Here is a 25,536-nt window from a genome sequence, read left to right as displayed (position 1 = left end):
TACTTACTCTTTTTTAATGGGCTCATACTATAGTCGCAGTTATGGAAATGAAAAAACGGGGGGAGAGTCCAAAGTGAAGTCATTATTACGAAAAAAAGCGCTTAGTACTGAATCACCAAAACAGCTAGCTAGAACATTAACTGCACTCGATTTAACATTTTTAGGAATCGGCGCCGTAATTGGGACAGGGATCTTTGTATTAACAGGTATTGTTGCAGCAAAACATTCTGGTCCTGGTATTATGCTATCATTCCTTATTGCTGCATTTACTTGTGCTTGTGTAGCCTTTTGTTACGCTGAATTTGCTTCTTCTATTCCTGTCTCAGGAAGTGTGTATACTTACGCATACATGACAGTCGGAGAAGTCGTCGCCTTCATCGTCGGATGGTGTTTAATGCTCGAATATTTACTTGCCGTTGCAGCAGTAGCTGTCGGTTGGTCTGGTTATTTGCAATCATTACTACAAGGGTTCAATATACACCTGCCCGCCATAATCGCCTCGGCCCCCGGCGTAGGAAAAGGTGGTCTCATCGATTTACCTGCTGTCTGTATTTTACTTCTTATTACGGGCCTTTTAAGTTTTGGTATACGCGAAAGCGCACGCATTAATAATATTATGGTTCTTATCAAGTTAGCCGTTATTATCGCCTTTATCGTAGCAGGTGCAAAATATGTAAAACCTGAAAACTGGACACCGTTCATCCCATTCGGATACGACGGTATTATTACTGGGGCTGCCACTGTGTTCTTCGCCTTCTTAGGATTTGATGCAATCGCAACAGCTGCAGAAGAAACGAAAAAACCGCAGCGTGACTTACCAATTGGTATTATCGGTTCTCTTCTTATTTGTACTGTTTTATATATGATCGTATCTTTCGTTTTAACAGGTATGGTTCCTTATACGCAATTAGACGTTTCTGATCCAGTTGCATTTGCATTGCATTTCGTTGGTGAGGATACAATTGCAGGACTACTCGCTGTTGGAGCGATGACTGGAATGACAACCGTTCTCTTAGTCGTTATGTATGGACAAGTTCGCGTTTCGTATGCGATGAGCCGTGACGGTTTACTTCCAAAAGCGTTAGCACGTGTAAATAAAAAAGTAAAAATCCCTTTATTAAATACGTGGATTACTGGCGTTGTTGCTGCTTTATTAGCAGGCCTTTTAGACTTACATTTGCTAGCGAATTTAGTAAACATCGGTACGTTAACAGCCTTTACATTCGTTTGCTGCGCAGTACTTATTTTACGAAAAACACACCCTGATTTAAAACGTGGATTCCGTACACCTTTCGTACCTGTATTACCAGTTGTCGCGATTCTTTGCTGCTTATATTTAATGATCAATTTGTCTAAAACAACATGGATTAGCTTTGCAGTTTGGCTTATAGTCGGCTTATGCTTCTATTTCTTCTACTCTAGGAAACATAGTCATTTAGCTATTGAAAAAACAAATGATGAAAAGAAAAAAGCATAACAAAATAGCTCGCCGTTTTAGCGGCGAGCTATTTTTCTGTACTATTATATTTTTTCGTTAACGACTGTAAAATGAAAAATATGCCGATGCAAGCTGTAAACCATGCCCAATTTCCTATTGGCGTTGCGTATTTCACAATTCCAATACCTACAAGCAATAGGAAAATAATCACCTGATATATGAGCTTCCACTTTTGCATATATTCCCTCCTTTACTTCGTTCCCTTCTTTTTATTCTTCCAGGCATTTAAACTATCAAAGAAGAAATTAATAAATAACGTGCCTAAACCCGCTAATAAAAACGTCATTAAAAATAAAACCCATATACTTTTTTCTTTTAAGAAATAATATCCTACAAGGAGCACAACCGCGATCCATACATATTCAAGAATTCTTTTTAGCTTTTTCTGTTCCAAATTATTCGCTCCTTCATTCTATACTAATTTTAGTATAACAAAAAAGAAGCCTATCATGATAAGCTTCTTTTCTTCTCTCTTATTTGTTTATGCTTTTTTCAACAAGTGAAATCGTATACTCTAATGTACGATTCATCGTTTCTACCTGTGCATCTTTTACTTTTACATCTTTCACTACAGCTTCGGCCACTGTAATTTTTTGACTCAGTGCTTTCACTGAACCGTCCGTTACATTTGCATCTTGCGCTTTTTTCACTACTACTTTTGCAGATTCAATATTGATTTGTAATTTTTCTTTCGGTGTTTTCGGTTGTTCTACTACTTTAGATTGTACAAATGTTACATTAGCTGTTTTTAATTCGTTATATGTTTGAACGATTTGCTCTCCCGTACTCCCTATATTTTCAAACACTTGTTTTGCATTATTATAGCTTTTCTCTAGTTCTTGAAATGCTTCCTTTGAATATTGACCTGGCTTATCACCAAACTCATACGTACCAGCTAACACTTCTTTCCCTTTTCCAAGCTCTTCATATAACGCGTTCACTTGCTCTAATTTCGTACGGTTAGAAAACTCATTGTACGCTGCTAATACTTCTGAAGAACTTAACGCTTTACTATATAATTTCGCAAGCGCGATTTGTCCATTTAACGGAATGCCACCATTTCCATTGCTATCAGGATCCGCTCCAAGTGCAAATGGTACATTTGGATGATACACTTTTCCTGTAGCTGGTTGGCTATTTACTTTTTTACCATCGACATAAATAGCTACTTCACTTCCGTTATACGTTCCTGTTAAGTGATATGTTTTGTTTGCTTCTAATTGAACTCCAACACGTTTATAACTGCCGCCAATGTGAGCCCATAATTCAACATAGCCGCTTCCGGTAGACTCAAATCCAATTCCACCGCTCTCTGTATTTTGCAAAATACCTTGTCCACGGATTTGATTCATTGAAAATACCGTTTCTAACGTAAATGTATTTGCTACTTTCTCTTTTTGTGCTGCTGAAAATGGAAGGTATCCAAATGTATTAGATTGTCCGTTTAACTTCATAACATTCTTTTTCAATGCTTTATCATATTCAATAGTCACATTGCCCTTCACATCACCTTTTGTTCCAAATGGTGAATTGTCTTTAAATGTACCATCTGCAAAATTCACATCAAAAACATCAGCCTTTGGCACTTTTACATTCGGATCAATATCATCTTTTTTCGTAGTAATTTCTGCCGTTAACGGCTGCACACTTTCATTACCAAACGAATCAATTGCAACGACTTCAAGTGTATATGTTTTCCCGCCATCTAACCCCGCAAGCGTAAACGTAAGATCTTTCGGCACTGGATCACGATAAAACTCTGAGAATGCTAACAATTTATTTTTTATTTCACCCGTTTGCTTATCTCTAGCCTGCACACGGTAAGAGTGAACAAGGAGGTTGTCCAATGCTTGTGGGAATGTTACTGTTGCCGCATTTTCTGTTACATTTGATACAGCAAGCTTTGCATCCTTAGCAAAGTAAGGCTTTTCTTTATCACGATCTTCTACATGTGTAAATGTTTCTTTCTTTGCTGGTAATTTAATTTTCCAAGGCTCGCCTGTCCAAGAATTCGTATGGAAATCACGACGATTAATCGTTACTTCTTTATCATCTACTTCTACTAATAAACCTTGGCTTAACGTACTAGCTCCTGGCGGGATATTCCCTTGTACTTTACCACCTTCAACTTCCATATAACTTACTGAAGATGTACCAACTGATGTAAAGTCTTTTTGATGTATCGATCTCGGATCATCTAATGGATAATGTGAATGACCTGAAAACGTAATAACTTGTGGGTATTCTTTTAATACTGCATTAATTTTTGCGCTATCTTGTGTTCCCCATTCATGACTACCGTATACTGTCTCTTTAATGTGTTGATGTAAAAATACAAAAATCGGTTTTTCTGGATCATCTTTTTGCGCTTTTGCCATTTCTTCTTTTAACCAATTAATTTGCTTGTCCGAATAATAGCCATGAGTTGTTCCATTCTCTGGAGACATAACAAGGAAGTGATAACCTTTTACCACTTTATGATAATAAATTGATTCCATACCTGTTTTTTCTAAGAAACGCTTCTGTGCGCCCTCTACAGATAAACCGTTCCAATAATCATGGTTACCAAGAGAATTCATTCTCACGGCATCTTTATTTGCATTTTCATTATACACTTGCATGAAACGATCATATTGCTGCACTGATCCTGTATCTGTGAAATCACCTACAATAACAAATGCATCTTGCTTTGGTGCTAGTGTATTAAACTGTTCAATCGCTCTTTTCCAGCGAAACGTATCATCTGTTCCACTGTTTTTAATATGCACATCACTTACAACTGGAAAAACTATCTTCTTCTCACTTGATGCCTTTTCTTGCTTTTTCTCTTCCGCCTTGACTGATGTACTCCATGGAAATGATACGAATGCTAATACAAAAAACATTAATAATCCAATAAGGCCTTTTACTTTTCTTAAAGCATTTCTGTCCACGTGAATCCTCCTCATAATAATTGATTCATTACAAGGGCTATTTTATCTAATACATGTTAATGTCGTTTAAATAACAAATGAACTTTATTAGATTTTTGTAAATATACAGTTAATTAGAAATTAAGTTCAACATTACTCGTACTATTGTATACAACCACCTTTTGTCTAAAAGAGTCTGATCATTCTTTTCCTATGACTATTCACATATAATCTTTTCTATAACACTAATGATAAGTTAAGGTTTAAGCCTATTAGACAATCTTAATTTTTAATATTTCCTTCTTTTTTTAACACATCGGCCATGCTTTTACATTTAATAGTAATAAAAGACAACTTAAAAGGAGGGGTTGTATTGAAGAATAAAAAAAATATCGGCTGTTTCGCTCCTTTATCTATTATTTGTCCAGACCCTTGTCCACCGCCCCCTCCTCCAAATCCAAATTGCGAGCGAGTAACAAATGAATTTGCAGGGAATTTCCTCATAACTAATAACACCATCTCCTCTGCCAAAGATGCATCACAATTAATGATACTATGGCAAAGTGATGGGATACTACTTATATCAGGTACTGTCTCGGTTTACAATAGTACTAGCAGCAACGAAGCAATTACAATTCAAATCGTTGGAACAGTAACCAATATTTTCACTGTGTTTCCTGGTAATACAATATCGTACACAGGAAAAGACCTACAGTCGATCAATATTATCAATATAACAAGTAATCCTTCACTATATTTAGAAGGCAAGTACTGTTGCGAATTTACATGTTGCTTATAGAATACCAATTTCATTATTTCCTTAATATAAAAAGCATACCGTTCACGGTATGCTTTTTATGAGATTGGATAACGTACTGTAATACAAAACTCTCCTTGATTAACAGTCGTTCCTGTCGTAGTAATTCGGACAGTAGTAAAATATCGGACAGTGAAAGTACCACTACTTTGTGGTTGTACAGTAATTGTATCAACCACTGTTGCACCTACTAAAAAATCAACTGTAATCGGGTTGGCACCTACATCATACTTCACGTAACCTGAACCATATACTTCTTGCGTGATATTATTTGTATATACAATTTGAGTACCAGCACCTGTAATAGACCAGTCTGTACATACTTGGTCTTGCACAAGTGTTTTATTAGAACAACAAGACAAACTGGAACTTCTCATTCCCATTTCGATCCTCTCCTATTCTGCTATGAAAGTGGATAACGTGTTGTAATACAAAATTCTCCCTGATACGTTCCAGCAGGTGTTGCAGGTAACACAACTTGTATACTATCAAAGCGGCGATACGTAAAAGCAATACTCGTTCCTGGGTTTAATGTTTGTGTATCAATTGTACCCCCAGCAGAATCAAGTACCTCTACAGTAATTGGGCCTGGTCCAACATCATATTTAACAAAGCCAGTACCAATTACGTTTTGGTTAATATTATTTGTATAGAGAACATTATCAATTGCTGTTGCAACTACAGTAGCAGACCACGGACTACACACTTTATCTTGCACATAATTTTTATCTGGACAACAAGTTAATGCTGACCCTGAGCACTCACAAGACATAGTTGTTTCCCCTCTCTCTTTTATATTCCCTATATGTGTATGTCCCCCAGAGTCTTTTGCCTGTACTATTCATCTATTTTCAAAAAATATTCATGTGACTAGATAGATTCTGTTTTGTTTCTTTTTTTCATATATTTATAGACAAAGATACTAGCAACGATAAGAATAACGCCTCCTAATATCGGTAACATATATTGCCCAACAACATCCGCTGCTTTTTCCCAATGTGGACCTAATTTCATTCCAAAATAAACATACAAAGTCGTTAACGGGAACATTGCTACAAATGTATATATGCTAAATTTCCATATGTTCATTTTCGCCATACCACATGGAACAGAAATAAGCGTTCGAACTCCTGGCACAAAGCGTCCAACAAATGCTACAACCGGTCCATATTTCTCAAAGAAATCATCTGCTTTTTGAATTTGTTCTTCTTTAATGAAGAAGTATTTCCCGTATTTTATTAATAGAGGACGACCACCGTAATAACCGAGTGCATATAACGTTAAAGGTCCTGTCGTTCCGCCGAGGGTTCCGGCTAATACAGCAAGCCAAAAATTCATATCTCCCTCGTACACCCAATAACCAACCATGGGCAAAACTACTTCTGCTGGAATAAATTCAAACGTTAATGCTAACACAACTCCAAAATAAGAAAATTGCTTTAAAAACTCGATTATATCTAAAATAATTTGCTCCATATTTTCTACCCCAACTCCTATCCTACGTTTACGTTATGCTTTTCTTGTAATTGAACTGGCGCCATTTTTACAATTCGGTTCAAAATAAATAATACAATTCCAATATCATCTAAAATACCGATAAACGGTAAGAAGTCTGGAATTAAATCGAGCGGCATCGCAACATAACCAACTAAAAACGCAATAGATAAAATTTTCTTCTTTATTGAAACCTCTTTTGAAGTGAAAAAGTCAAATAGGAATGGAACAAATCGGCGAACATGAAATACAACTCTTAATCTACTAATAAGTTTTTTCATTTTTATATCTCCTCTCTTTGTATACAAAAAGGCCCCTACCAAACATGGTAAGGGTCCTAAAAAAGACAATAAGGGGCCTTTACCATTGCTGGTAAAGGTCTCACTAACAACGAAACGTTGCCAATAAAGCCGAGGGTTTCTCCCTGTAATGACGACTTTACTGTAATAAGTTACTCCCCTTTATATACACAATTTTATACAATCACATTAAAATATTTTGGAGGGCTTGTCAATATATTTTATATCCCACATCCTCCTGCTTAACATTCCGTAAAAACAAAAAACGTATAGGAAATTTCTTACTATCTCATAATATACATAATCATTTTTGAATGAAAGGAGAGGCTTCATTTGCATACCGTATGGAAAGGTGCCCTTTCACTTGGACTATTAAATATAGGAATCAAACTATACAGTGCCGTAGAAGAAAACGATATAAAGTTTTTAAGTCTTCATAAAGAATGCTTAACACCTATTAAATATAAAAAATTTGCTCCTGATTGTACGGATGAAGAAATTGATGATAAAGATATTGTAAAAGCCTATGAATACGCACCTCATAAGTACATTATTATGGATGAAAAAGAATTAGCTGAGTTGCAAAAAGCTCACGAACCAAGATCTATTCGTATTATATCTTTTATCCAAAATAACGAAATTGATTCTGTTCTCTACGATCGTTCTTATTTTATAGGCCCTACCTCAGGACATGAAAAATCATATTTATTATTAAAAGAAGCACTTGAACGTACGAATAAACTTGGTCTTATCCATATTTCCATTAGAAAAAAACAACATTTAGCTATTATCCGTAACTTTGAAGATGGGCTTATATTACAAACTATTCACTACCCTAATGAAATTCGCGATATAACAAATACACCTAACTTACCAAGTAACGAAAATTATCCGATTCAAAAACAAGAACTCACAGCAGCAATCAATTTAATCCACCATCTTACAAATCCTTTTGAACAAGAGATGTATACAGATGAGTATAAAGAAGCCCTTACCGAACTAATCGAAAACAAAATTGAACAACAGGAAAAAACCGAAACAATCTCTCCAACTCCAAACATCATCAATATTATGGAGACATTACAGGCAAGTATTGAACAAGCAAAAATAAAAAGAGAAAATAAAGCAGAAAAAGAGGCCAAATAAAATTGACCTCTTTTTTCTTTAAAGCGGATTACATTTTGGCATCTCAAGTCCAGACGATTGTGCTAATTTTAATAAGTAATAACATTCTTCTCTTGCCATATGATCCGCCATTCTAGCAGATAATGCACTTAATATTTCATTCGATAACTCCAGCTCTTCAACCTCATGGAGAAAATGCGAAAATAATTTTAACTCAAGTGAAACATCTTTTGTAAACTTCTTTAATGCAGGAAAATGATGAAGCTCTGTCCGTAAATACCCCGTCATTTCAACTGCCTTTAAGTAAAATTGTTCAAAGTGCTTCGTAAATTCTTCGCTTTTCTCTTTTAATCTTTTTTCAACAAGATCTAATCCACCAGAAATAGACCCTGCATGGCCAGCCGCATCCGTTAACCAAACGAGATGATAATGTAATTCATGAAAAACAGGCGGAACTTCTCCTTTATTTAAAAATTCTAACACTGTTATATACTCTTCTACTTCGTTTACCATATGATTGATGAAAGTTGGCGTAAAATGAATAGTGATTTTTCCCTCGAGTTGTTTCTGTATAATACTTAATTTAAACGTTCGTATTTCCTTTGCGGCTCGTTCTGCCTCTTTTGAAAACGCAATGAGATTCACATTACGAACTTTATTTAACAGATTCGTAAATGTTTCAACAAAATAAGTGGCCTTTTTTATATCCTCTTTTTCCTTCGGAGCTAATGCATCAAGTAAAAATTGCGAATGATCAGTAAGCACCTTTAGCCAAAATTGATGCTCAAACAATGCACTTTCTTCATAATTCCTCTCCACTAAATCCCCTCCGTTTATTCGTCCTTCTCTATCACTTGAATTTTATATCCATCTGGGTCTTGTACTACAATACTCTTCTCACTTTTGTTTTCTGTATATGCAATTTTATAAAACACTAACCTCTTCTTTAAGTTCTCTATGTTAGAAATTGAAAACATTAGTACATCAACCGAATCCGTAACACTCTTCTCACGCCCACCCAAACTACGATTCATTACAAAACTAACTCTCATTGAATCAGCATCATACCAAACCCCTGTTACATCTAATTGGGGTCTTTCTAAACTAGGCTTGATTCCTAAAATCCCTTCATAAAAATACAAAGTTTCCTTTAAGTTTTTCACTTCCAATACAATGAATTGTTTCACATTCTCCACATTCATTCCCCCCGTACCTATTACTTTTTTATATGTGTCATAAAGGCCTATTATGTCTGAATACAATACGTAGTGATGAAGAATATAGGGAGGTTTATTAATGGATAAATATATGAAATCATATGTGCCATATCATAGTCCTCAAGATCCTTGTCCTCCTATTGGTAAAAAATATTACTCTACCCCTCCTAATTTATATTTAGGTTTTCAACCGCCAAATTTACCACAATTCTCACCGAAAGAAGCACTACAAAAAGGAACCTTATGGCCTATCTTTTATGATTATTACGAAAATCCTTATAAAAAAGGGCGGTGACTACTGACGTGAACCAGCCACTACCAGAAGAGTATTATCGACTTTTAGAGAATCTCCAAGAATTAGACTTTGTATTAGTTGAACTAACCCTTTACTTAGACACCCACCCAGACGATACAGCAGCTATTAACCAATTTAATGATTTTTCCTATAAACGAAGAGTATTAAAACAACAGATGGAAGAAAAATATGGACCGCTTCAACAGTATGGAAATAGCTATTCTAATGCCCCTTGGGAATGGAGCAAAGGTCCTTGGCCATGGCAAATATAAAGGAGAGAAACTATGTGGATTTATGAAAAAAAATTACAATACCCTGTTAAAGTAGGAACTTGTAATCCAGCACTTGCCAAATTATTAATTGAGCAATACGGTGGTGCAGATGGAGAATTAGCTGCTGCACTACGTTACTTAAATCAGCGTTATACAATCCCGGATAAAGTCATTGGCCTCCTTACCGATATTGGTACAGAAGAATTTGCGCATCTTGAAATGATTGCTACGATGGTTTATAAGCTGACAAAAGATGCGACTCCTGAACAGATGAAGGCAGCTGGTCTCGACCCTCATTACGTCGATCATGACAGCGCACTTCATTACCATAACGCAGCTGGTGTTCCATTTACTGCGACCTATATACAAGCTAAAGGTGATCCAATTGCCGACCTATACGAAGATATTGCGGCTGAAGAAAAAGCGCGTGCCACATATCAATGGCTTATCAACCAATCTGACGATCCCGACATAAATGACAGCTTACGCTTTTTACGCGAACGAGAAATTGTCCATTCACAACGCTTCCGAGAAGCCGTTGAAATTTTAAAAGAAGAACGCGATAGAAAAATATATTTTTAATACACATATCCTAGCGATATGTGTTTTTTTACGTTAAAAGTTAAATCCTCCCTATTAAACATACAAATAGTATATTTATTCGATTTAATGCATTATTTTTTAATTTTTTCAAAATTCCCTATTGCTTTCTAGTCATCAGACCTTTAAAATAATAACAGTTACTCGACAAATTATTTGAATTTTCGACAAAAATACTCATTAGGAGGATTTTCTTTATATGCGTACAACTTTGAAACCAGCGCAAATACTTTCGATTAGTTTATTACTATTCGCAGTTTTCTTCGGTGCTGGTAATATGATTTTCCCGCCCCTTCTTGGTCTTTCTTCCGGAGAAAATATGTGGGTTTCCATTACAGGGTTTATTATTACAGACGTCGGTTTATCTTTACTTGCTATCGTTGCTGTTGCCCTTGCTGGTGGTAGTTTTAACACTTTAGCGAGCCGTGTTCATCCAAAATTCGCAGCAGTATTCGCTATCATTATTTATCTTTCAATCGGCCCACTATTTGTTATTCCACGAACTGGATCTGTATCTTATGAAATTGGGATTGCACCACTTTTCCCAGATCAATGGTATTCTATGTTAGTTTTTAGTGCGATTTTCTTTACAGTCGTTTACTTCTTATCATTAAATCCATCCAAGCTAGTAGATCATATCGGTAAAATATTAACGCCAATTTTACTTGTAATTATTGCAATTATGGCAACAAAAGCGATTCTTTCACCAGGAACGTTTGCAGAGCCTATCGGTGACTATAAAGACATCCCGTTTTTCAAAGGATTTCTTGAAGGATTTTTAACGTTAGATGCAATTGGCGCTCTCGTACTATCAACAATTGTTGTAAATGCAATTCGTCAAAACGGTATACACGAGAAGAAATCTATCGCGAAATATACAATCATTTGCGGAAGTATCGCTGCTCTATTCTTAACAATTGTTTACTTCTTACTCGGTTATATCGGAGCTTCAAACGGAAACTTGGGACAATTCGAGAACGGTGGTCAACTATTAGCAACTGTTATGTACCAATTCTTTGGGACAAGCGGTAATGTTTTATTAAGTATCGCCATTATCTTCGCTTGTTTAACAACAGCAATTGGTGTTGTAAGTGCATTCGCCAACTATTTCGCAACAGTATTAACAAATGTTTCTTACAAAAAGCTCGTACTATACGTTTGTATCTTTAGTTTCGTTATTTCAAACTTAGGATTAAGCTTATTAATTAAAATCACACTACCTGTATTAATTATTTTGTACCCAATTACAATCATTTTAATTTTCGTATCATTTATCGATAAATATACGAAACGTAAACCTTCTGTCTACATCGGAGCAATGATCGCAGCATTCATTATTAGCTGTATTCATGCACTTGATAATGTGGGAATGATACCAAGTTTTATCGCTAATATCGTACACACGATTCCTTTTTATAACTTAGGAATCGGCTGGATCGTTCCAGCAATAATTGGTGGTATAATCGGATACTTTATTCCGCAAACAGAAGCTGAAGGCGAAGTTTCTACAAAATAAAGAAAAGAAGCAAGCATGAAATCCATGCTTGCTTCTTTTTCTCTTCACATCGTATGTTTAAACGTAAACAACTCTTCCTTTGACTGTACAGCAGATTGTTCCTCTTCTACAACTTCCTTCTTTATCTCTCCCCCTAATCGAACTTTCAACATCGCCTCTTCTAGACTTTTTACAATCATATTTCCTGAAAAAATGGTAAGCCCGAAAAATGTAATTGGGACGAGAGGAATCCATGGATGCACTGTTAAAGATCTAAAATAGACTCCAATTAGCCCTGACCATTCATGTGTGTAAGATTCTATTTCTTCTATCGGTCCTAAAAACTTAACCGTTCCGCCAAAGAATATTTCTAGTAACCCTAAGTGCAGTAAAATAGTAAGAGTCTGCGTAAACTGCTGAAAAAATACAAGTATAAACGTCATATAAAGGTGCGGGAAAAGATGCTTTATAACAATATGTCTTCTCGATCCACCTAATATGCGTGCGGCATCAACAAATTCCTCCGTTCGCAATTTACGAACTTCCTTCGCAACATACAGTGCAATAACTGGCATTACAAGCATTACAAGTAAGACAACTTGAAACGAAGCCCTTTCAAAAAAGGTTGTTGTTTCCTCTCCACTTCCAAATGTACTTGCAAATTGAAGAAAAAAGTACGCAATCATAACTGTCGGAATAACTGTAAAACTATCAAAAAAAGCCTCAATTTTTGAAAAACCTCTTTTTACATATGTTCCAAGTACAACACCAAAGAACACACCTATTACCATTCTAAGTGCCGCAATTAAAATAGATACACCAATCGTCCACTTCGCGCCCTCAATGACTAAATGTAACAGGTCATACCCTTTCCGGTCTGTCCCGAGTAAAAATTGTAATGAAGGTGGAAACGGTGGCACTTGTGGATTTTCATCCGCATCATATTGCAATGTAACTTGTCTAATATGTCCATCATTCCATAACGTATTTCCGATGCTCAAAAGAACTAATAGGAGAAGAAACCCAATGCTTATCCAAAATCTTTTATCACGTTTTATATACGTCCACATATTATAATCTCTCCTTCATCGCAGCCGGAATGAGATAATGAAACAATTTAAATAAAATAAAAATCGGAATATATATAAGAAGCACACTAACGATGAAAACCTCAACTTTAATACCAAAATAAGATTTCAAAAACATAAAAATACCACCCGTATTAAAAATCCATTCTATAATATATAAATTAGATAACATAAAAAAGATATTCGTTTTCGCAAAGAATAATGTACTAAGCAACACATTTCGTAAAATATGACGATTTAAAATATGAAAGCGCCCCAGCCCTTTCGCCTTAGCAAATAGTACATAATCTTTTTCTAGTTCATTTTCAAAACGAAGCACGACCATTTTTACAAACATAATCGTAGTCGGGATGCTCAAACAAAGTATCGGCAATCCTCTAATTGACTCGCCTCCAATTGAAGCAATTTGAAAAGGTAAAAAACCTGTTTGTTTAAAAAACCATATAACTAAAATTTGTGATACTAAAATAAGAAGGATATCTGGAATAGATTCTAGGAAGATAAGAAATGATTTAATTCGATGTTGTATACGCGGTGAACTACTCATAATTACATAAACAATACAAAATGCTACAAATAATGAAATAAAAAAAGCAGCTAAAAAAATAATAATCGTTTCTTTATAATGGACGAACAGTTGCGGAAATAAAAATTTACCTTTCACATATTGCAAATTTGAAATATCCATTAAGTTCACAAACACTTCTTTTAAACTCTGTATGTACTTTGATACATCCAGCTTAAATCCATAAAACAATTTCGGCAGAGCCCCTAACATAATAATCCCCAAAATCGAAATAATAAATTGAATTGTCACTTCCATCCCATTCAGAAAAACTTTTTTGACCACGTTTTCCCTTCTCTCTCTTTATATTTTACTCTCTAATTTTATTCTTAATTTTCTGAATTTTAAATATTCAAACATAAAAAATCACTAGGTTATGATCCTAGTGATTCTTTATGCGCATGCCTTTCTCTTTTTGCAAACGGCATATACAAAATAAAACACCCAATAAGCGCTGCGAGTTCTAATGAAATAATATAGTAAGGATGCGGTCCTAACATATCGAGTAATGAAGCTGTTTCTGGCTTATGAGCTAAAAACATATAATTACCGCCTGTTTTATAATTCACAAACGAAACAAGCGGAATCAATATGTTTAAAAATATCATCGTACGCTTAATAGATTGCAAGGTCGGTCTATAGCCTTCCACCCAAGTCATAAAGAGTGGTGCCCAAATGAGCAATATATGCGCGATAAAATATTCAATGAAACGAAAATGCGGAAAAGCATACTGCAAGTTTGGCGTTAAAATAGCTTGTGATGCACCAATAATTCCCGTGAAAAATACAATCTCATATATGCGGTAACTTTTCGTTACGATCATAATCGACGCTAATAATAAACTAATCGTACATAATTCAAACGGTAATGAAGTAGCTAGCTCAAAAATCCCCGCTTTCCACTCCCACATATGAAGCCCAATTTCACTACCTATAAATAAAAATGCAATTGCATATCGAACCGTTATATTCCACTCACTTTGACGTAATACATCTTGGTATTGATACAGAAAAAATATCCCCACCAACATAATAAATAATATAAGGGCATGTTGCCTTGAGTATGGAATAAATGGTTTTAATGGGTGTGCGCTAAAATAAGCTTCCATCTTCCTTCCTCCTTTCCTCCATACAATATTATTGTAAGAAAGAAACGACGAGTCAATTCATTTGCTTACACTAGGACAACCTCTACCTTACATTTACATATTCATACCTTACAAAACTGTAAGGTTATTGTAAGCTAAAACGATTTGTCAGATTCTTTACCTCTTCTATACTTAATGTAGATACTAAAACGAACGAAAAGGTGATAAATAGATGAAGAAGAAAAATAAAGTGTTAATTACTAGTGTAGTAGCAATCGGAATTGCAGCTGGATCATACTTTGCATTTGCTGGTGGCGGTTCAGATGTAGCAATGGCATATAGCGGATATAAAGTAACCGAAAAACAAATCCAAAACGCGCAAAAATTTGGTGGGGAAGTTATTCCAAATGGAATTGAAACTATTTCATTCGATCCAACAAAAGGAACATATGAATTAGCTGTGAAAAAAGGCGATGAAGTGAAAAAAGGTCAGCTTCTATTTAAATACAATGATCCGACTGCGAAACAAGGTGTAACAGAAGCAGAAATGCAAAAGAAAATCGCACAAAAAGAAGTAACGTTGCTCCAAAAACAAATTGATGTAGCGAAACAAAAATTACAAAAAGATAAAAATGCTGGCCTTCCTGCTGAAGCATTAAAAGCATCAGAAGCCGAAGTTGGGCAATTAGAATCACAAATTGAAATGAAAAAGTTTGAAGTTGAAAAAGCTGATGAAATGATTAAAGCAGCAAAAGAGAAAGTAAACAATCTTTCTGTAACAAGTCCTGCTGATGGCGTAATTGATGATATCGTAAAAACTGCTGACGAAAAAACAGGTATGAGCGGAATTACTCTTCGTCACGCTGGTCAATTTAAAGTAAAAGGTCAAATTTCTGAATATGAGCTTGCTAGTATGAAAGTTGGGCAAGAAGTAACTGTTTCATCAAAAACTGTCGCTGGTAAGACTTGGACAGGAAAAGTAACAGAAATCGGTTCTACACCATTAAAGAGCATGGATGAAAATAAAACTGTTTCTAACTATCAATTCACTGTCACATTAGATAATAGTGACGAATTACAAAACGGCTTCCACGTTTACGTAACAAGTAAATCTGGCGAAGCAACTGGTACAATTGTTCCGAAAAGCAGTATCGTGAAAAAAGGTGACAAAAATGTTGTCTTCGTTGTAAAAGACGGTAAGGCGAAAGAACAAGCAGTTACTGTTGAATTCGAGACTGATAGCGAAGCAAAAGTTTCTGGAGTGAAAAAAGGAGAGGAAATTATCTCTAAACCTGAAAAAGACTTAAAAGATGGTATGGAGGTTGTCGCCCAGTGATTAACTTAAAAGGCATCACGAAATCCTTCCAAAATGGTGCAGAGTCCGTTCAAATATTACACGGAATTGACGTAACACTGAACCAAGGAGAATTCACTTCAATTATGGGACCTTCTGGTTCTGGTAAATCAACATTAATGAACATTATCGGTTGCTTAGATAAACCGACGACAGGTACGTACGAACTAGCCGGTCAAAATATTTCAAACATGACTGAAACAGAACTTGCACACGTACGTAATAAAGAGATCGGATTCGTATTCCAAAACTTCATGTTATTACCGAGACTTACAGCGCTTCAAAATGTAGAACTACCTCTTATTTACGCTGGAGTCGATAAAAAAGAAAGACGCGAGCGCTCATTAGCCGCTTTAACAAAAGTCGGTTTAGCTGATCGCGCTACTCACTTACCGAACGAATTATCCGGTGGTCAAAAGCAACGTGTCGCCGTTGCCCGCGCAATCGTAAATAACCCGAAATTCATTTTAGCCGATGAACCGACGGGAGCACTTGATACGAAAACAAGTACACAAATTATGGACCTCTTTTACGAATTAAATAAACAAGGCTCAACAATCATTATGATTACCCATGACCGTGAAATCGGGGAAGCTGCAGCACGTCAAATTGTAATTCGTGACGGAAATATCGTCCAAGATTGGAGAGGTTAATTTTGAATACGAGTGAAAATATACGCATGGCCCTTTCCTCTATCTTTGCTCATAAAATGCGTTCTATCTTAACGATGCTAGGTATTATTATTGGGGTTAGTGCCATCATTACTATTATCTCGATTGGGGATGGAACAAACGCAAAGTTCCGCGAACAAATCGGGAATGAAAAAAAAGATCAGTTTTCTGTAAATTATAAGACAGAAGATTACTCAGATATGGACGGCAAAATTTCCTCAAGCATGTATGAAAGTATATCCAAAATTTCTGGTGTGCAAGAAGTTTATCCAGATGTAAAAGGTAAAGAAAAAGTATATGCAGGAAAAAAAGAATTAGATCTTGATATTACCGGTGCAAAAGGTGATTATTTTGAAGATACATCTAAATTCAAACTTGAGCACGGCAGATTTTTAACAGCAGCTGATTTAGACAGACCTGAACACACAATTGTATTAAATACAGATGCTTTTGATAAATTATATTCTTCATGGGAACCAAACTTATATGTAGATATAAAAGGTACACCATACAAAGTAGTTGGCGTATATTCAATAAAAGCAATGATGGGTGGCATGACATTTAAAGAAGGTGTCATTTCAGCAGAAAACTGGCCTGTACTATTCGGGAAAAACAACTACGATTCTGTAACGGTAAAAATTGCTCCTGGTCAAGATAAGGAAACTGTTCAAGAAGCAGTTGTAAAATCATTAAATGAAGCAAAAAAACCAGAGCATTCAGGTAAATTTGAAGTACCAGATCCACAAGAATTCTTAAAAGAAATTGATAGCTTCACAGGTATATTAAAAAGTGTATTCGGTGGTATTGCCGCTATTTCCTTACTTGTAGGTGGTATTGGTGTAATGAACATTATGCTAGTATCTGTAACAGAGCGTACACGCGAAATTGGTATTCGTAAAGCATTAGGTGCAACACGTGGTAAAGTATTAATGCAATTCTTAATCGAAGCTTGCATTTTAACAGCATTAGGTGGTTTTGTCGGATTTATGCTTGGAATCTTCTTCGCATGGATTGTCGCAATGTTTGCAGGATGGCCACTTGTCGTTTCACTAAAACTAGGACTTATCTCCGTTGCCCTATCTATGTTAATCGGTATACTATTCGGTTTACTACCAGCTAACAAAGCTGCCAAACTGGATCCAATTGAATGTTTACGATATGAATAAACAAAAACGTAGGAGTTTACACTCCTGCGTTTTTTATTTATCTACTAAATTGAGTTTCTTCTATTATATATGTTTCACGTTACAACTACCATTCTAATACTCTTCATTATTTATAGGTACTAAGGCTATTATCTAATTCTATTATTGCAAAAATACTATGTAACAGACGAAAATCAAGGCGTAATTTTTTCCATACTTCGACTGATTTTGTAACAATTATATCGATATTTTATTAAATTTCACCTCATTTATATATTTTCACGCCTAAAAAGATTATCGTTTCATAACTAAATTTCCATTCAAACAGTAAAATAAGCTATTTTTGTAACGCTATAGATATCATCAAGAAATATTACCGTAACATTATTAACGTTACAGTAATTGAAATACTACTCATTTTGTGTTTCATATGCCCTAATACGCCAAAAAACAACAAGGAAGCGCTATCAGGATATTTATGGAATTGTTACAGAATATTAATGCCCCGTTACGAAAGCTTTGTAATTTTATGTTTTTCGCAAATAAGAAAATAATGGTTGCTATAATGAGGTCAACGAAAACAAATGCAATGGAGGCTATTATGAAAAAATTTATGGGTATAGCAACAGCAGCGGTTTTTGGTCTTGGGATTTTCACAACATCTGCTAAAGCAGAAACAATCGTAACGACTGACGTACTAAACGTACGAGAAAACCCAACTACTGAATCAAAAGTTGTAGGAAAATTATTAGATGGATATAAAGTAAATGTTTTACATACAGAAAATGGTTGGTCAAAAGTTCAATTGAATAGCGGTAAAGAAGCTTTCATAAGCGCTGACTATACAAAAGACACTTACTACGTAACAGCAAACGTATTAAACGTACGTGCTGGGGCAAACACAGACTCAGAGATTCTTGGTAAGTTGAAAAAAGATGATGTAATTGAAACAACACACCAAGTACAAAATGATTGGATTCAATTTGAATATAACGGAAAAACAGCTTATGTTCATGTTCCTTACTTAACAGGTAAAGCACCAGTTAAAGTTCAACCAGTAGCTAAAGTTGAAAAAACGACTACAGTTCAAGATACAGCTAAAGTTCGTGAAGCTGCTAAAGCTCAGGAAGTAGCTGAAACTCAAGCAAAAGCTAAAGCAGTGGAAGCAACTAAAGCTCGCGAAGCAGCTGAAGCCCAAGCAGAAGTTAAAGCTCAAGAAGCTGCTAAAGCTCGTGAAGCTGCTAAGGCTCAAGAAGCGGCTAAAGCTCAGGCAGATGCTGAAGCTCAAGCAGAAGTTAAAGCTCAAGAGGCTGCTAAAGCTCGTGAAGCTGCTAAAGCTCAAGCAGATGCTGAAGCTCAAGCAGCGGCTAAGGCTCAAGAAGCAGCTAAAGCTCGTGAAGCTGCTAAAGCTCAAGAGGCAGCTGAAGCTCGTGAAGCAGCTAAGGCTCAAGAAGCAGCTGAAGCTCGTGAAGCTAAGGCTCAAGAAGCGGCTAAAGCTCAAAAACCAGCTACACAACAACCTGTTGCAAAAGAAACTGAAACAAGTACACCATCATCTTCTCGTGAATTACGTGTTGTAGCAACAGCTTACACAGCAGATCCACTTGAAAATGGTTATAAAGCAGGCGACCAAGTAAAATCAGCTTTAGGCCACAACTTAACAGCTAATCCAAACATGAAACTAATTGCAGTTGATCCAAGTGTCATTCCATTAGGTTCAAAAGTATGGGTTGAAGGTTACGGAGTAGCAATCGCTGGTGATACTGGTGGAGCTATTAAAGGTAATAAAATCGACGTTTTAATGCCAGATAAAGGTTCATCAAGTAGCTGGGGACGTAAAACAGTTACAGTTAAAGTATTAAACTAGTTAGTAAAAAAAGAGCCAGTCTCATCGTTGAGACTGGCTCTTTTTTTACTCTATTAAACTACTGAAAAATAACATAGTAAATGAAATTATATCAACGATTTTTCAAATATATCTATCGTAACCTACAATATATCAACGATTTTTCAAATATATCTATCGTAACCTACAATATATCAACGATTTTTCGAATATATCTATCGTAACTTATAATATATCAACGATTCGACAAGAGATATCGATTTACCGACAAATTTTGACGTTAAAAGTACTTTAATATTAAAAAGGCGGTCCAAAATTTGGAACGCCCCCCTATCTTCCCTATTCCACACAAGTAAACTGCGTCCAAGCTCCTACATAATCTAGTAAGAATAACTCCTCTTCTGCAATTGTACCGACAATATTTTTCCGTTCATCTATCGGCATTTCTTTCAGAATGATTTGCAGTTCACCTTTATACTTACCAAATGAATTGTTTCCAATTACAACTTGCCCTCTTTCCTGCAGCACACTTTCACGCACTGGGAAGTCATAATCTTTGTACTTTTTACGTACTTCTGTAGAACGTACCATATACTCTGTTATGTCGCCGCGCCTTACGTGTAATTCTTGCAGCGTAGCTCTCTTCTCTACTTCAGTCGCTTCGTCTACAAAGTGCACTTTTAGCTGTAACATGTAGCGATTTAAGTTTCCTAGTTTCTCTAACTCTTCCTCACTCGCATAAGCATTTCCGATAATGACATCATCAATTAACCCTGTTGCCCATAAATGCTTCGCTTGTACTTCAATTGGTAAATTACGATGCTCTTCTAATGTACATAATCCATCGTTAATATCCCATGGACCGATGTTTGCGACATGTGATGTAATAAAGGCTGCACTGCGAATACCATGCTTTTTAAAGCGTTCACTACAGCGAATGAAATAATCGTATGGAAGACCAGTGAATTTTTGCGGATAAAAATTATGGCAACCAATTAAAGCTGATTTATTCGCTTGATGCGAAAGAATATTTTCTAAGTACGCAATATCGTTACTTACATTTAACTCAATTTTTAAACCGTACGGATTATTCGTCATTTTCGCTTCCGTTAATCCGTCAAAACCTACATCTAAACGAATACCGTCTGCGCCTAATTCTGCGAAAAATGATAGATCGCTATAACTAATACCAAGCTGATCAAACACAGCTGGAGCTACATCTAAAATAACTTCCATATTGTTATCTTTTGCGTGATTGATAATCTCTTTAAATTCAGCTACAATTTCTTCTTTCGGACGATTCACAGATAACAAACAAGTAAATATTCTTGAGAAACCGTGTCGTGCCGCTGCGGAAATATAAGCCATATCTTTTTCTTTCGTTGAATGTTCTGGATAAAGTGAAATTCCTAATTTACGCTCCATGCTTTTGCATCTCCTTCACACGTTGTATTAATGCCATGCTCGTAAATCTATATTTTGCAGATAAACACGTTGCACATAAAATTGTCGGTACAATAATTACGTACGGTGATTGCAATCCTAACATTACATATGCACCCATTGAACAACCGATAAATAAAACTGATACTAGTAGTAACACTAATAAAGATTTACTTTGTACCCATTTCGAATAATGGGCAATACACTGTCCGACCACGAATGTAATTAAGATGATAATTGCTCCGAGCATTCTGTTTTCTCCTCCCCTGCTAATTGTTGTTTCTCATACATTTTGAAGAATGGATAGTAAATAACGAATGAGATGACAAAGTTAACAAGTACAAGTACACCAGCCATAATTGTCCAGTCCGTACTAATTACCGCTGCAATTGGTGCTAACATCGTAAATGGCAGTTTCGCCATCATAAGTGGAATCATACCTGAAACAACTGCAAAATATGATACTGTCGTTGTCACTAACGGTGTAATAACGAACGGAATAATTAGAATTGGGTTCATTACAATCGGTGCCCCAAAAATAATTGGTTCGTTAATATTGAATAAACCTGGTACGAATGATAATCTACCTAACTCTTTTAGGAACTTAGATTTAGAGAACATAAACATAATTACTAAAGCTAACGTTGAACCTGATCCGCCAATCCATACAAACCATTGAATGAATTGCTCTGTAAATAAGTTTGGTAACTGATGTGCATTTCCTGTAGCCGTGAATACTTCCATATTTTCAAGGATTGCTGAATCCCACATCGGACGAATAATTGGTCCTAAAATCGCCGGTCCATGTATACCGAATGACCAAAAGAACACGATTAAGAATACTGTTAATAAACCACCGAATAAATTATTTCCTACTAATACTGATTTTAATGGTGCGATTAAATATGTGATCGTTGTATTCACATCAAATTTCAAACCGTAGCGAATGCCCCAGAATAAAAGAATAACTGCTAATGTTGGAATTAATGCTGCAAACGAATTTGAAACTGCTGGTGGTACACTATCTGGTAATTTAATGGAGATATTATGCTTAATCATAAAATGATAAATTTCTACTGCAATTAATGCTGTAACAATTGCGCCGAATAAAGACGTTGCACTTAATGTTCCTACTGAAATATATCTCCCTGCATCAATAACACCTGGTACAGCTTTCGTAATTTGAATTGGTTCAACTGATGCTAGTAAAAAGGCGAGTACAGATAATAACCCTGCACTTAACTGATTGAGCTGATAAAAGTTCGCGAGCGAAGCCCCTACACCAAACGCTGCGTATAATGCCATTAGTCCTACTGTAAATCGAAATGGAATATCTAAAATATGACGAAACGGTGCGATCCATTCCATATATGCATCAATTGGTAAATTTAAAAAGATAACAAAAAATGATCCGACGATCGTTAACGGTAATGTAGAAATAACCCCGTTTCGAATTGCTAATAAATGTCGTTGTCCTGCAATTCTTTGCGTTGTTGGCATAATCTTTTGTTCCATAAAACTCATAAACCCATTCATCAATAGCCCTCCTCTTTCTCTCTACTATAAAAGAACGAAATAAACTTTATAACATTATAATGTTTATATTTGAAAAGATATAATTATGCTAAAACTAATTGTTCTGCTTGCTTAAGCACCTTCAAACCATCACACATGCCATAATCTCGTTGGTCTATAATCGCAACTGGTATATTGTATGAATTTGCAAGAAACTCTACAGCTGGGAATAAATATTTCACCTGTGGGCCAATTAAAACGACATCGGCTTCCTTAATTTCAAGCTTCACTAGTTCTGAATCAACTGCCTTAATTTTATAATTCTTCCCCTGTTTCTTTGCCTCTTCTTGCATTTTTCTTACGACCATACTCGTTGACATACCTGCTGCACAACATAATAAAATGTACATCTTATACGGTCACTTTCTCTTCTACTCGTTTATGAAGAGCAATAAATTCTTCAGCCAGTTCTTTCACTGTAATTGCATTCATTAAATGATCTTGTGCGTGCACCAACAGTAAACTAATTTCTGCATGATTTCCTCTTGCCTCTTCTTGAATTAAATCCGTTTGAATACGATGCGCTGCTGAAATTTCCTCACTAGCAAGTTTCATCTTTTCACCGGCATTCCCGAAATCTCCTTGTCTTGCAAAAGCAATTGCTTCAAGCGCCGCACTTCTCGCATTGCCACCATGTAAAATTAACGCAAATGGAGTTTGCATATCAGCCATTTTAAATTCCCCCAAGCTATATGTTTTCTATATTTCCATCTTATTATGAAAACGCATACAATTAAACATAAAAAACTTCCGTTATGTAACGGAAGTTTTTATATACTTTTTCAAAATGATAATAAAATCTCTTGAAAATCTTCAATTACCTCGGTCTGAGTAAGTTTCTCTATCGTAGTTTGACTAGACATAATATCATATAAAAAATCATAAAGCCTTTGCAAATCTTCATTATTATTGCGCTTTACACTAAATAAAATAATTACTTGTACTTTTTTATCTCCCCAATCAACAGCCTTTTCAAGTGTGCAAAACATCAAAAAAGTTTCCTCACTTAATATCTGCATCGGATGCGGAATCGCAACTGAATTCCCAACCGCTGTCGGAGACGTATTTTCTCTTTCCATAACAGAAGCATAAAAGTTTTCTGGTACATAGCGTTTCTCAGCAGCTTTCTCACATAAAAACTGAATAACATCCTCTTTCGTAGAAGCACTATAATTTAAAAAGATTAAATCTTCCTTAATATAAGGCTGCACACTAGTATTCACATGCGTAAACAACCGCTGACCAATCGATTTAATCTCTTTATCATCAAATATTGAATTCACTTTTATAACTGGAACAGGCAAGCCACTCGGTATATGAATCGTACTAATAATACAATCTATTTTTTCTTTATAAAGATCTTCTACTTTCAATTGATAATAGCCTGTAATACCTACAATCTCTAATTTATCTCGGAACTGTGATAAAATTTTATATTTTAATAGTTGGGCACTTCCTTGACCAGTCGCACAAACTAATAAGCATCTTTTCTTTTGATTTTGCTCCTGCAAACGGCTCATAGCTCCACCGAAGTGAATTGCAATATAACCAATTTCACTTTCAGGGATCGATTCACCCGTATATTCACCAATGATATCTCCAACGAGAACCGCAATTTCAAAAGCATACGGATAATTCTTTTTCACTTCTGCCAAAAGAGGATTTCTCGTATTTAACTTATACTTCAAACGATTTAATAACGTTTTTAAATGAATACCAAATCCAAATAATAATTCTTCATCATAATAAAAAATAAGATTCCGTTCTTCCGCTACTTTAAAAAGAATATGTTGCATAAATGCATATATATCTTTCCCTAATAGCTCTTCTATATTTTCATAGCGATTTCTCGTTGTAACAGCAGTACTTAATAAATGCATCGTCACATATAATACTTCTTCTTCTGGAAATGAAAATTTTAACGCTTTCTCTAAATCTCCTAAAATCTGCTTCGCAATTGTATATTCTTTCTTTATTATAAGTTCTGATTGCTCCGCATGCAGTCCTTTCATATAATGTTGACTTTGACAACGCTTTAATGCGATTGCAATATGAATGACTAAATTATCAATTTCTATATCAGATAAATATATTGTTCCGCCTTCAATATACTTTAATATAATTGAACGAATGAGTGATATATGCGGTAGCGATAAATATGTCTCCGTCTGCTCAAATTGCTCATGAAACGGAGTATGGTCATAACGCGGTAAACCATATTGTGATAAACAAGAACGAATATTAAATTCCTCTCCAACAATACGTATACCATAATACGGTCTCTTCTCAATTTGTAATTTATAGCGACCACATATATCTGTAACATCTTTCATAATTAAATTGACCGTTGATTTGCTCACATACATCTCTTCCGCTAATTCTGAAAGCTTCACATATCCCTCTGTCATTAAAACACGCTGCAGAATGTACGCTATTCTTTCTTCATAAGAAGTTGGGATCTTTTCCGTCTGTTTTTGAAATAGACTCACACAAAAGTCTTCAAATTTCTTCTTTTGTATAATTTCTAATTCGTACCCAGTCCCTCTTTGCGATTCGATTTTCGCTCCGTTTTCTTCCAATATATCATTTAATAATTTTATATCCTTTTGAATCGTCTTCGTCGATACATGTAAACGGCCCGCTAAAAAAGCTCGATTTAACATCGATTTCTCTTCTAAAAATTCCTCTAAAATAGAAATTAATCGCTGATGCACCTTTGTCATAGCTCTTCCTCTCG

General features: G+C 35.5%; 30 protein-coding genes. 11 read left to right on the top strand and 19 right to left on the bottom strand.

The genetic code is table 11. The annotated features are described in order from the left end of the window. Positions 1–16: 16 nt before the first annotated feature. Entirely contained in the window at positions 17–1,477 is a 1,461-nt protein-coding gene (locus ACTFN4_RS19850; RefSeq protein ID WP_002197441.1) for an amino acid permease, read from the top strand. Positions 1,478–1,505: 28 nt separating this feature from the next. On the opposite strand, the gene ACTFN4_RS19845 is transcribed toward ACTFN4_RS19850, so the two are convergent. The 4 genes from ACTFN4_RS19845 to ACTFN4_RS19830 all read right to left on the bottom strand — a co-directional run bounded on the left by ACTFN4_RS19845 (position 1,506) and on the right by ACTFN4_RS19830 (position 4,941). Beyond that, a complete protein-coding gene (locus ACTFN4_RS19845) occupies positions 1,506–1,676 on the bottom strand; it encodes a hypothetical protein (protein ID WP_001174838.1) in 171 nt (56 codons plus the stop codon). Between the two features lie 12 nt (positions 1,677–1,688). Beyond that, complete coding sequence (locus ACTFN4_RS19840; RefSeq protein ID WP_000435797.1) at positions 1,689–1,892, bottom strand: hypothetical protein; 204 nt, start codon at positions 1,890–1,892, stop codon at positions 1,689–1,691. Positions 1,893–1,971: 79 nt separating this feature from the next. Continuing rightward, entirely contained in the window at positions 1,972–4,431 is a 2,460-nt protein-coding gene (locus ACTFN4_RS19835) for an FN3 and LamG domain-containing metallophosphoesterase family protein (protein WP_340135175.1), read from the bottom strand. A gap of 261 nt (positions 4,432–4,692) precedes the next feature. Further along, the gene (locus ACTFN4_RS19830) at positions 4,693–4,941 is read right to left on the bottom strand and encodes a hypothetical protein (protein WP_002025365.1); all 249 of its coding nucleotides are present in this window, start codon (positions 4,939–4,941) and stop codon (positions 4,693–4,695) included. Here ACTFN4_RS19830 and ACTFN4_RS19825 point away from each other — a divergent pair. Continuing rightward, positions 4,826–5,209, top strand: a complete 384-nt coding sequence (locus ACTFN4_RS19825) for an S-Ena type endospore appendage (protein ID WP_225989749.1) — start codon at positions 4,826–4,828, stop codon at positions 5,207–5,209. The genes ACTFN4_RS19830 and ACTFN4_RS19825 overlap by 116 nt on opposite strands. A 56-nt stretch (positions 5,210–5,265) precedes the next feature. Here ACTFN4_RS19825 and ACTFN4_RS19820 read toward each other — a convergent pair whose 3' ends face one another. The 4 genes from ACTFN4_RS19820 to ACTFN4_RS19805 form a co-directional block, all read right to left on the bottom strand. Then, positions 5,266–5,610, bottom strand: coding sequence for a DUF3992 domain-containing protein (locus ACTFN4_RS19820; protein WP_000525819.1), 345 nt, complete (start codon positions 5,608–5,610; stop codon positions 5,266–5,268). Positions 5,611–5,630: 20 nt separating this feature from the next. Further along, entirely contained in the window at positions 5,631–5,999 is a 369-nt protein-coding gene (locus ACTFN4_RS19815) for a DUF3992 domain-containing protein (protein WP_001277537.1), read from the bottom strand. Between the two features lie 98 nt (positions 6,000–6,097). Further along, positions 6,098–6,703, bottom strand: a complete 606-nt coding sequence (locus ACTFN4_RS19810) for a DedA family protein (protein ID WP_000435017.1) — start codon at positions 6,701–6,703, stop codon at positions 6,098–6,100. 17 nt (positions 6,704–6,720) lie between these two features. Further along, complete coding sequence (locus ACTFN4_RS19805; protein WP_000733844.1) at positions 6,721–7,002, bottom strand: YkvA family protein; 282 nt, start codon at positions 7,000–7,002, stop codon at positions 6,721–6,723. Between the two features lie 351 nt (positions 7,003–7,353). Between ACTFN4_RS19805 and ku the strand changes: the two genes are divergently transcribed. Then, positions 7,354–8,166, top strand: a complete 813-nt coding sequence (gene ku / locus ACTFN4_RS19800) for a non-homologous end joining protein Ku (protein ID WP_000557737.1) — start codon at positions 7,354–7,356, stop codon at positions 8,164–8,166. Between the two features lie 18 nt (positions 8,167–8,184). On the opposite strand, the gene ACTFN4_RS19795 is transcribed toward ku, so the two are convergent. Together ACTFN4_RS19795 and ACTFN4_RS19790 are read right to left on the bottom strand one after the other, a co-directional pair. After that, positions 8,185–8,964: a DUF2935 domain-containing protein gene (locus tag ACTFN4_RS19795; protein WP_000440988.1), complete on the bottom strand. Its 780-nt coding sequence runs from the start codon at positions 8,962–8,964 to the stop codon at positions 8,185–8,187. 14 nt (positions 8,965–8,978) lie between these two features. Then, positions 8,979–9,407: a VOC family protein gene (locus ACTFN4_RS19790; RefSeq protein ID WP_162837398.1), complete on the bottom strand. Its 429-nt coding sequence runs from the start codon at positions 9,405–9,407 to the stop codon at positions 8,979–8,981. 34 nt (positions 9,408–9,441) lie between these two features. On the opposite strand from ACTFN4_RS19790, the gene ACTFN4_RS19785 reads away from it, so the two are divergent. From ACTFN4_RS19785 to brnQ2, 4 genes are all read left to right on the top strand, one after another. Further along, positions 9,442–9,657: a spore coat associated protein CotJA gene (locus ACTFN4_RS19785; protein ID WP_000362187.1), complete on the top strand. Its 216-nt coding sequence runs from the start codon at positions 9,442–9,444 to the stop codon at positions 9,655–9,657. Between the two features lie 8 nt (positions 9,658–9,665). Further along, complete coding sequence (cotJB, locus tag ACTFN4_RS19780; protein ID WP_001075543.1) at positions 9,666–9,929, top strand: spore coat protein CotJB; 264 nt, start codon at positions 9,666–9,668, stop codon at positions 9,927–9,929. A 12-nt stretch (positions 9,930–9,941) separates the two neighbouring features. After that, positions 9,942–10,511, top strand: a complete 570-nt coding sequence (gene cotJC, locus ACTFN4_RS19775) for a spore coat protein CotJC (RefSeq protein ID WP_000265278.1) — start codon at positions 9,942–9,944, stop codon at positions 10,509–10,511. A gap of 217 nt (positions 10,512–10,728) precedes the next feature. After that, the gene (gene brnQ2 / locus ACTFN4_RS19770; RefSeq protein WP_071739642.1) at positions 10,729–12,045 is read left to right on the top strand and encodes a branched-chain amino acid transport system II carrier protein BrnQ2; all 1,317 of its coding nucleotides are present in this window, start codon (positions 10,729–10,731) and stop codon (positions 12,043–12,045) included. A 44-nt stretch (positions 12,046–12,089) separates the two neighbouring features. Here brnQ2 and ACTFN4_RS19765 read toward each other — a convergent pair whose 3' ends face one another. The 3 genes from ACTFN4_RS19765 to ACTFN4_RS19755 all read right to left on the bottom strand — a co-directional run bounded on the left by ACTFN4_RS19765 (position 12,090) and on the right by ACTFN4_RS19755 (position 14,786). Continuing rightward, positions 12,090–13,094: an ABC transporter permease gene (locus ACTFN4_RS19765; protein WP_000269962.1), complete on the bottom strand. Its 1,005-nt coding sequence runs from the start codon at positions 13,092–13,094 to the stop codon at positions 12,090–12,092. 1 nt (position 13,095) lies between these two features. Then, positions 13,096–13,962, bottom strand: coding sequence for an ABC transporter permease subunit (locus ACTFN4_RS19760; protein ID WP_142947103.1), 867 nt, complete (start codon positions 13,960–13,962; stop codon positions 13,096–13,098). Between the two features lie 89 nt (positions 13,963–14,051). Next, positions 14,052–14,786, bottom strand: a complete 735-nt coding sequence (locus ACTFN4_RS19755) for a YwaF family protein (protein WP_000388698.1) — start codon at positions 14,784–14,786, stop codon at positions 14,052–14,054. Between the two features lie 211 nt (positions 14,787–14,997). Here ACTFN4_RS19755 and ACTFN4_RS19750 point away from each other — a divergent pair, with 211 nt between their 5' ends. From ACTFN4_RS19750 to entC, 4 genes are all read left to right on the top strand, one after another. Beyond that, complete coding sequence (locus ACTFN4_RS19750; protein ID WP_000728807.1) at positions 14,998–16,101, top strand: efflux RND transporter periplasmic adaptor subunit; 1,104 nt, start codon at positions 14,998–15,000, stop codon at positions 16,099–16,101. Then, a complete protein-coding gene (locus tag ACTFN4_RS19745; RefSeq protein ID WP_000609104.1) occupies positions 16,098–16,772 on the top strand; it encodes an ABC transporter ATP-binding protein in 675 nt (224 codons plus the stop codon). Before ACTFN4_RS19750 ends, ACTFN4_RS19745 begins: the two co-directional genes overlap by 4 nt. A gap of 26 nt (positions 16,773–16,798) precedes the next feature. Beyond that, complete coding sequence (locus ACTFN4_RS19740) at positions 16,799–17,956, top strand: ABC transporter permease (protein WP_002197439.1); 1,158 nt, start codon at positions 16,799–16,801, stop codon at positions 17,954–17,956. A gap of 457 nt (positions 17,957–18,413) precedes the next feature. Next, entirely contained in the window at positions 18,414–19,802 is a 1,389-nt protein-coding gene (gene entC / locus ACTFN4_RS19735; protein WP_000421968.1) for a cell wall-binding protein EntC, read from the top strand. Between the two features lie 318 nt (positions 19,803–20,120). On the opposite strand, the gene ACTFN4_RS19730 is transcribed toward entC, so the two are convergent. The 6 genes from ACTFN4_RS19730 to ACTFN4_RS19705 all read right to left on the bottom strand — a co-directional run bounded on the left by ACTFN4_RS19730 (position 20,121) and on the right by ACTFN4_RS19705 (position 25,522). Next, positions 20,121–21,206, bottom strand: a complete 1,086-nt coding sequence (locus ACTFN4_RS19730) for a DUF871 domain-containing protein (protein WP_000440054.1) — start codon at positions 21,204–21,206, stop codon at positions 20,121–20,123. Next, the gene (locus tag ACTFN4_RS19725; protein WP_000900048.1) at positions 21,196–21,474 is read right to left on the bottom strand and encodes a hypothetical protein; all 279 of its coding nucleotides are present in this window, start codon (positions 21,472–21,474) and stop codon (positions 21,196–21,198) included. Before ACTFN4_RS19725 ends, ACTFN4_RS19730 begins: the two co-directional genes overlap by 11 nt. Next, the gene (locus ACTFN4_RS19720; RefSeq protein WP_001013065.1) at positions 21,450–22,760 is read right to left on the bottom strand and encodes a PTS sugar transporter subunit IIC; all 1,311 of its coding nucleotides are present in this window, start codon (positions 22,758–22,760) and stop codon (positions 21,450–21,452) included. Before ACTFN4_RS19720 ends, ACTFN4_RS19725 begins: the two co-directional genes overlap by 25 nt. 83 nt (positions 22,761–22,843) lie before the next feature. Beyond that, positions 22,844–23,149 carry a PTS sugar transporter subunit IIB gene (locus ACTFN4_RS19715; RefSeq protein WP_000275642.1) on the bottom strand — a complete coding sequence of 102 codons (306 nt, stop codon included), beginning with the start codon at positions 23,147–23,149 and terminating at the stop codon, positions 22,844–22,846. Position 23,150: 1 nt separating this feature from the next. Further along, on the bottom strand, positions 23,151–23,471 hold the full coding sequence (locus ACTFN4_RS19710) for a PTS lactose/cellobiose transporter subunit IIA (RefSeq protein ID WP_000774631.1): 321 nt from the start codon (positions 23,469–23,471) through the stop codon (positions 23,151–23,153). 110 nt (positions 23,472–23,581) lie between these two features. Further along, entirely contained in the window at positions 23,582–25,522 is a 1,941-nt protein-coding gene (locus tag ACTFN4_RS19705) for a BglG family transcription antiterminator (protein WP_439962691.1), read from the bottom strand. Positions 25,523–25,536: the final 14 nt, after the last annotated feature.

The sequence above is a fragment of the Bacillus cereus group sp. MYBK95-2 genome (assembly GCF_051915225.1).
GTDB classification, from domain to species: domain Bacteria; phylum Bacillota; class Bacilli; order Bacillales; family Bacillaceae_G; genus Bacillus_A; species Bacillus_A cereus.
Note: the sequence above shows the minus strand (reverse complement) of the source record. Positions and strands in the feature narration are given on the sequence as shown.

What these genes read in the sequence shown, in the direction of transcription:
- ACTFN4_RS19750 (WP_000728807.1), top strand. Translation starts at nt 14,998, where the DNA reads ATGAAGAAGAAAAATAAAGTGTTAATTACTAGTGTAGTAGCAATCGGA.
- ACTFN4_RS19820 (WP_000525819.1), bottom strand. Translation starts at nt 5,610, where the DNA reads ATGGGAATGAGAAGTTCCAGTTTGTCTTGTTGTTCTAATAAAACACTT.
- ACTFN4_RS19805 (WP_000733844.1), bottom strand. Translation starts at nt 7,002, where the DNA reads ATGAAAAAACTTATTAGTAGATTAAGAGTTGTATTTCATGTTCGCCGA.
- ACTFN4_RS19755 (WP_000388698.1), bottom strand. Translation starts at nt 14,786, where the DNA reads ATGGAAGCTTATTTTAGCGCACACCCATTAAAACCATTTATTCCATAC.
- ACTFN4_RS19705 (WP_439962691.1), bottom strand. Translation starts at nt 25,522, where the DNA reads ATGACAAAGGTGCATCAGCGATTAATTTCTATTTTAGAGGAATTTTTA.
- cotJC (WP_000265278.1), top strand. Translation starts at nt 9,942, where the DNA reads ATGTGGATTTATGAAAAAAAATTACAATACCCTGTTAAAGTAGGAACT.
- ACTFN4_RS19785 (WP_000362187.1), top strand. Translation starts at nt 9,442, where the DNA reads ATGGATAAATATATGAAATCATATGTGCCATATCATAGTCCTCAAGAT.
- ACTFN4_RS19720 (WP_001013065.1), bottom strand. Translation starts at nt 22,760, where the DNA reads ATGAATGGGTTTATGAGTTTTATGGAACAAAAGATTATGCCAACAACG.
- entC (WP_000421968.1), top strand. Translation starts at nt 18,414, where the DNA reads ATGGAATTGTTACAGAATATTAATGCCCCGTTACGAAAGCTTTGTAAT.
- brnQ2 (WP_071739642.1), top strand. Translation starts at nt 10,729, where the DNA reads ATGCGTACAACTTTGAAACCAGCGCAAATACTTTCGATTAGTTTATTA.
- ACTFN4_RS19730 (WP_000440054.1), bottom strand. Translation starts at nt 21,206, where the DNA reads ATGGAGCGTAAATTAGGAATTTCACTTTATCCAGAACATTCAACGAAA.
- ACTFN4_RS19850 (WP_002197441.1), top strand. Translation starts at nt 17, where the DNA reads ATGGGCTCATACTATAGTCGCAGTTATGGAAATGAAAAAACGGGGGGA.
- ACTFN4_RS19740 (WP_002197439.1), top strand. Translation starts at nt 16,799, where the DNA reads ATGGCCCTTTCCTCTATCTTTGCTCATAAAATGCGTTCTATCTTAACG.
- ACTFN4_RS19710 (WP_000774631.1), bottom strand. Translation starts at nt 23,471, where the DNA reads ATGGCTGATATGCAAACTCCATTTGCGTTAATTTTACATGGTGGCAAT.
- ACTFN4_RS19765 (WP_000269962.1), bottom strand. Translation starts at nt 13,094, where the DNA reads ATGTGGACGTATATAAAACGTGATAAAAGATTTTGGATAAGCATTGGG.
- ACTFN4_RS19815 (WP_001277537.1), bottom strand. Translation starts at nt 5,999, where the DNA reads ATGTCTTGTGAGTGCTCAGGGTCAGCATTAACTTGTTGTCCAGATAAA.
- ACTFN4_RS19845 (WP_001174838.1), bottom strand. Translation starts at nt 1,676, where the DNA reads ATGCAAAAGTGGAAGCTCATATATCAGGTGATTATTTTCCTATTGCTT.
- ACTFN4_RS19725 (WP_000900048.1), bottom strand. Translation starts at nt 21,474, where the DNA reads ATGCTCGGAGCAATTATCATCTTAATTACATTCGTGGTCGGACAGTGT.
- ACTFN4_RS19715 (WP_000275642.1), bottom strand. Translation starts at nt 23,149, where the DNA reads ATGTACATTTTATTATGTTGTGCAGCAGGTATGTCAACGAGTATGGTC.
- ACTFN4_RS19810 (WP_000435017.1), bottom strand. Translation starts at nt 6,703, where the DNA reads ATGGAGCAAATTATTTTAGATATAATCGAGTTTTTAAAGCAATTTTCT.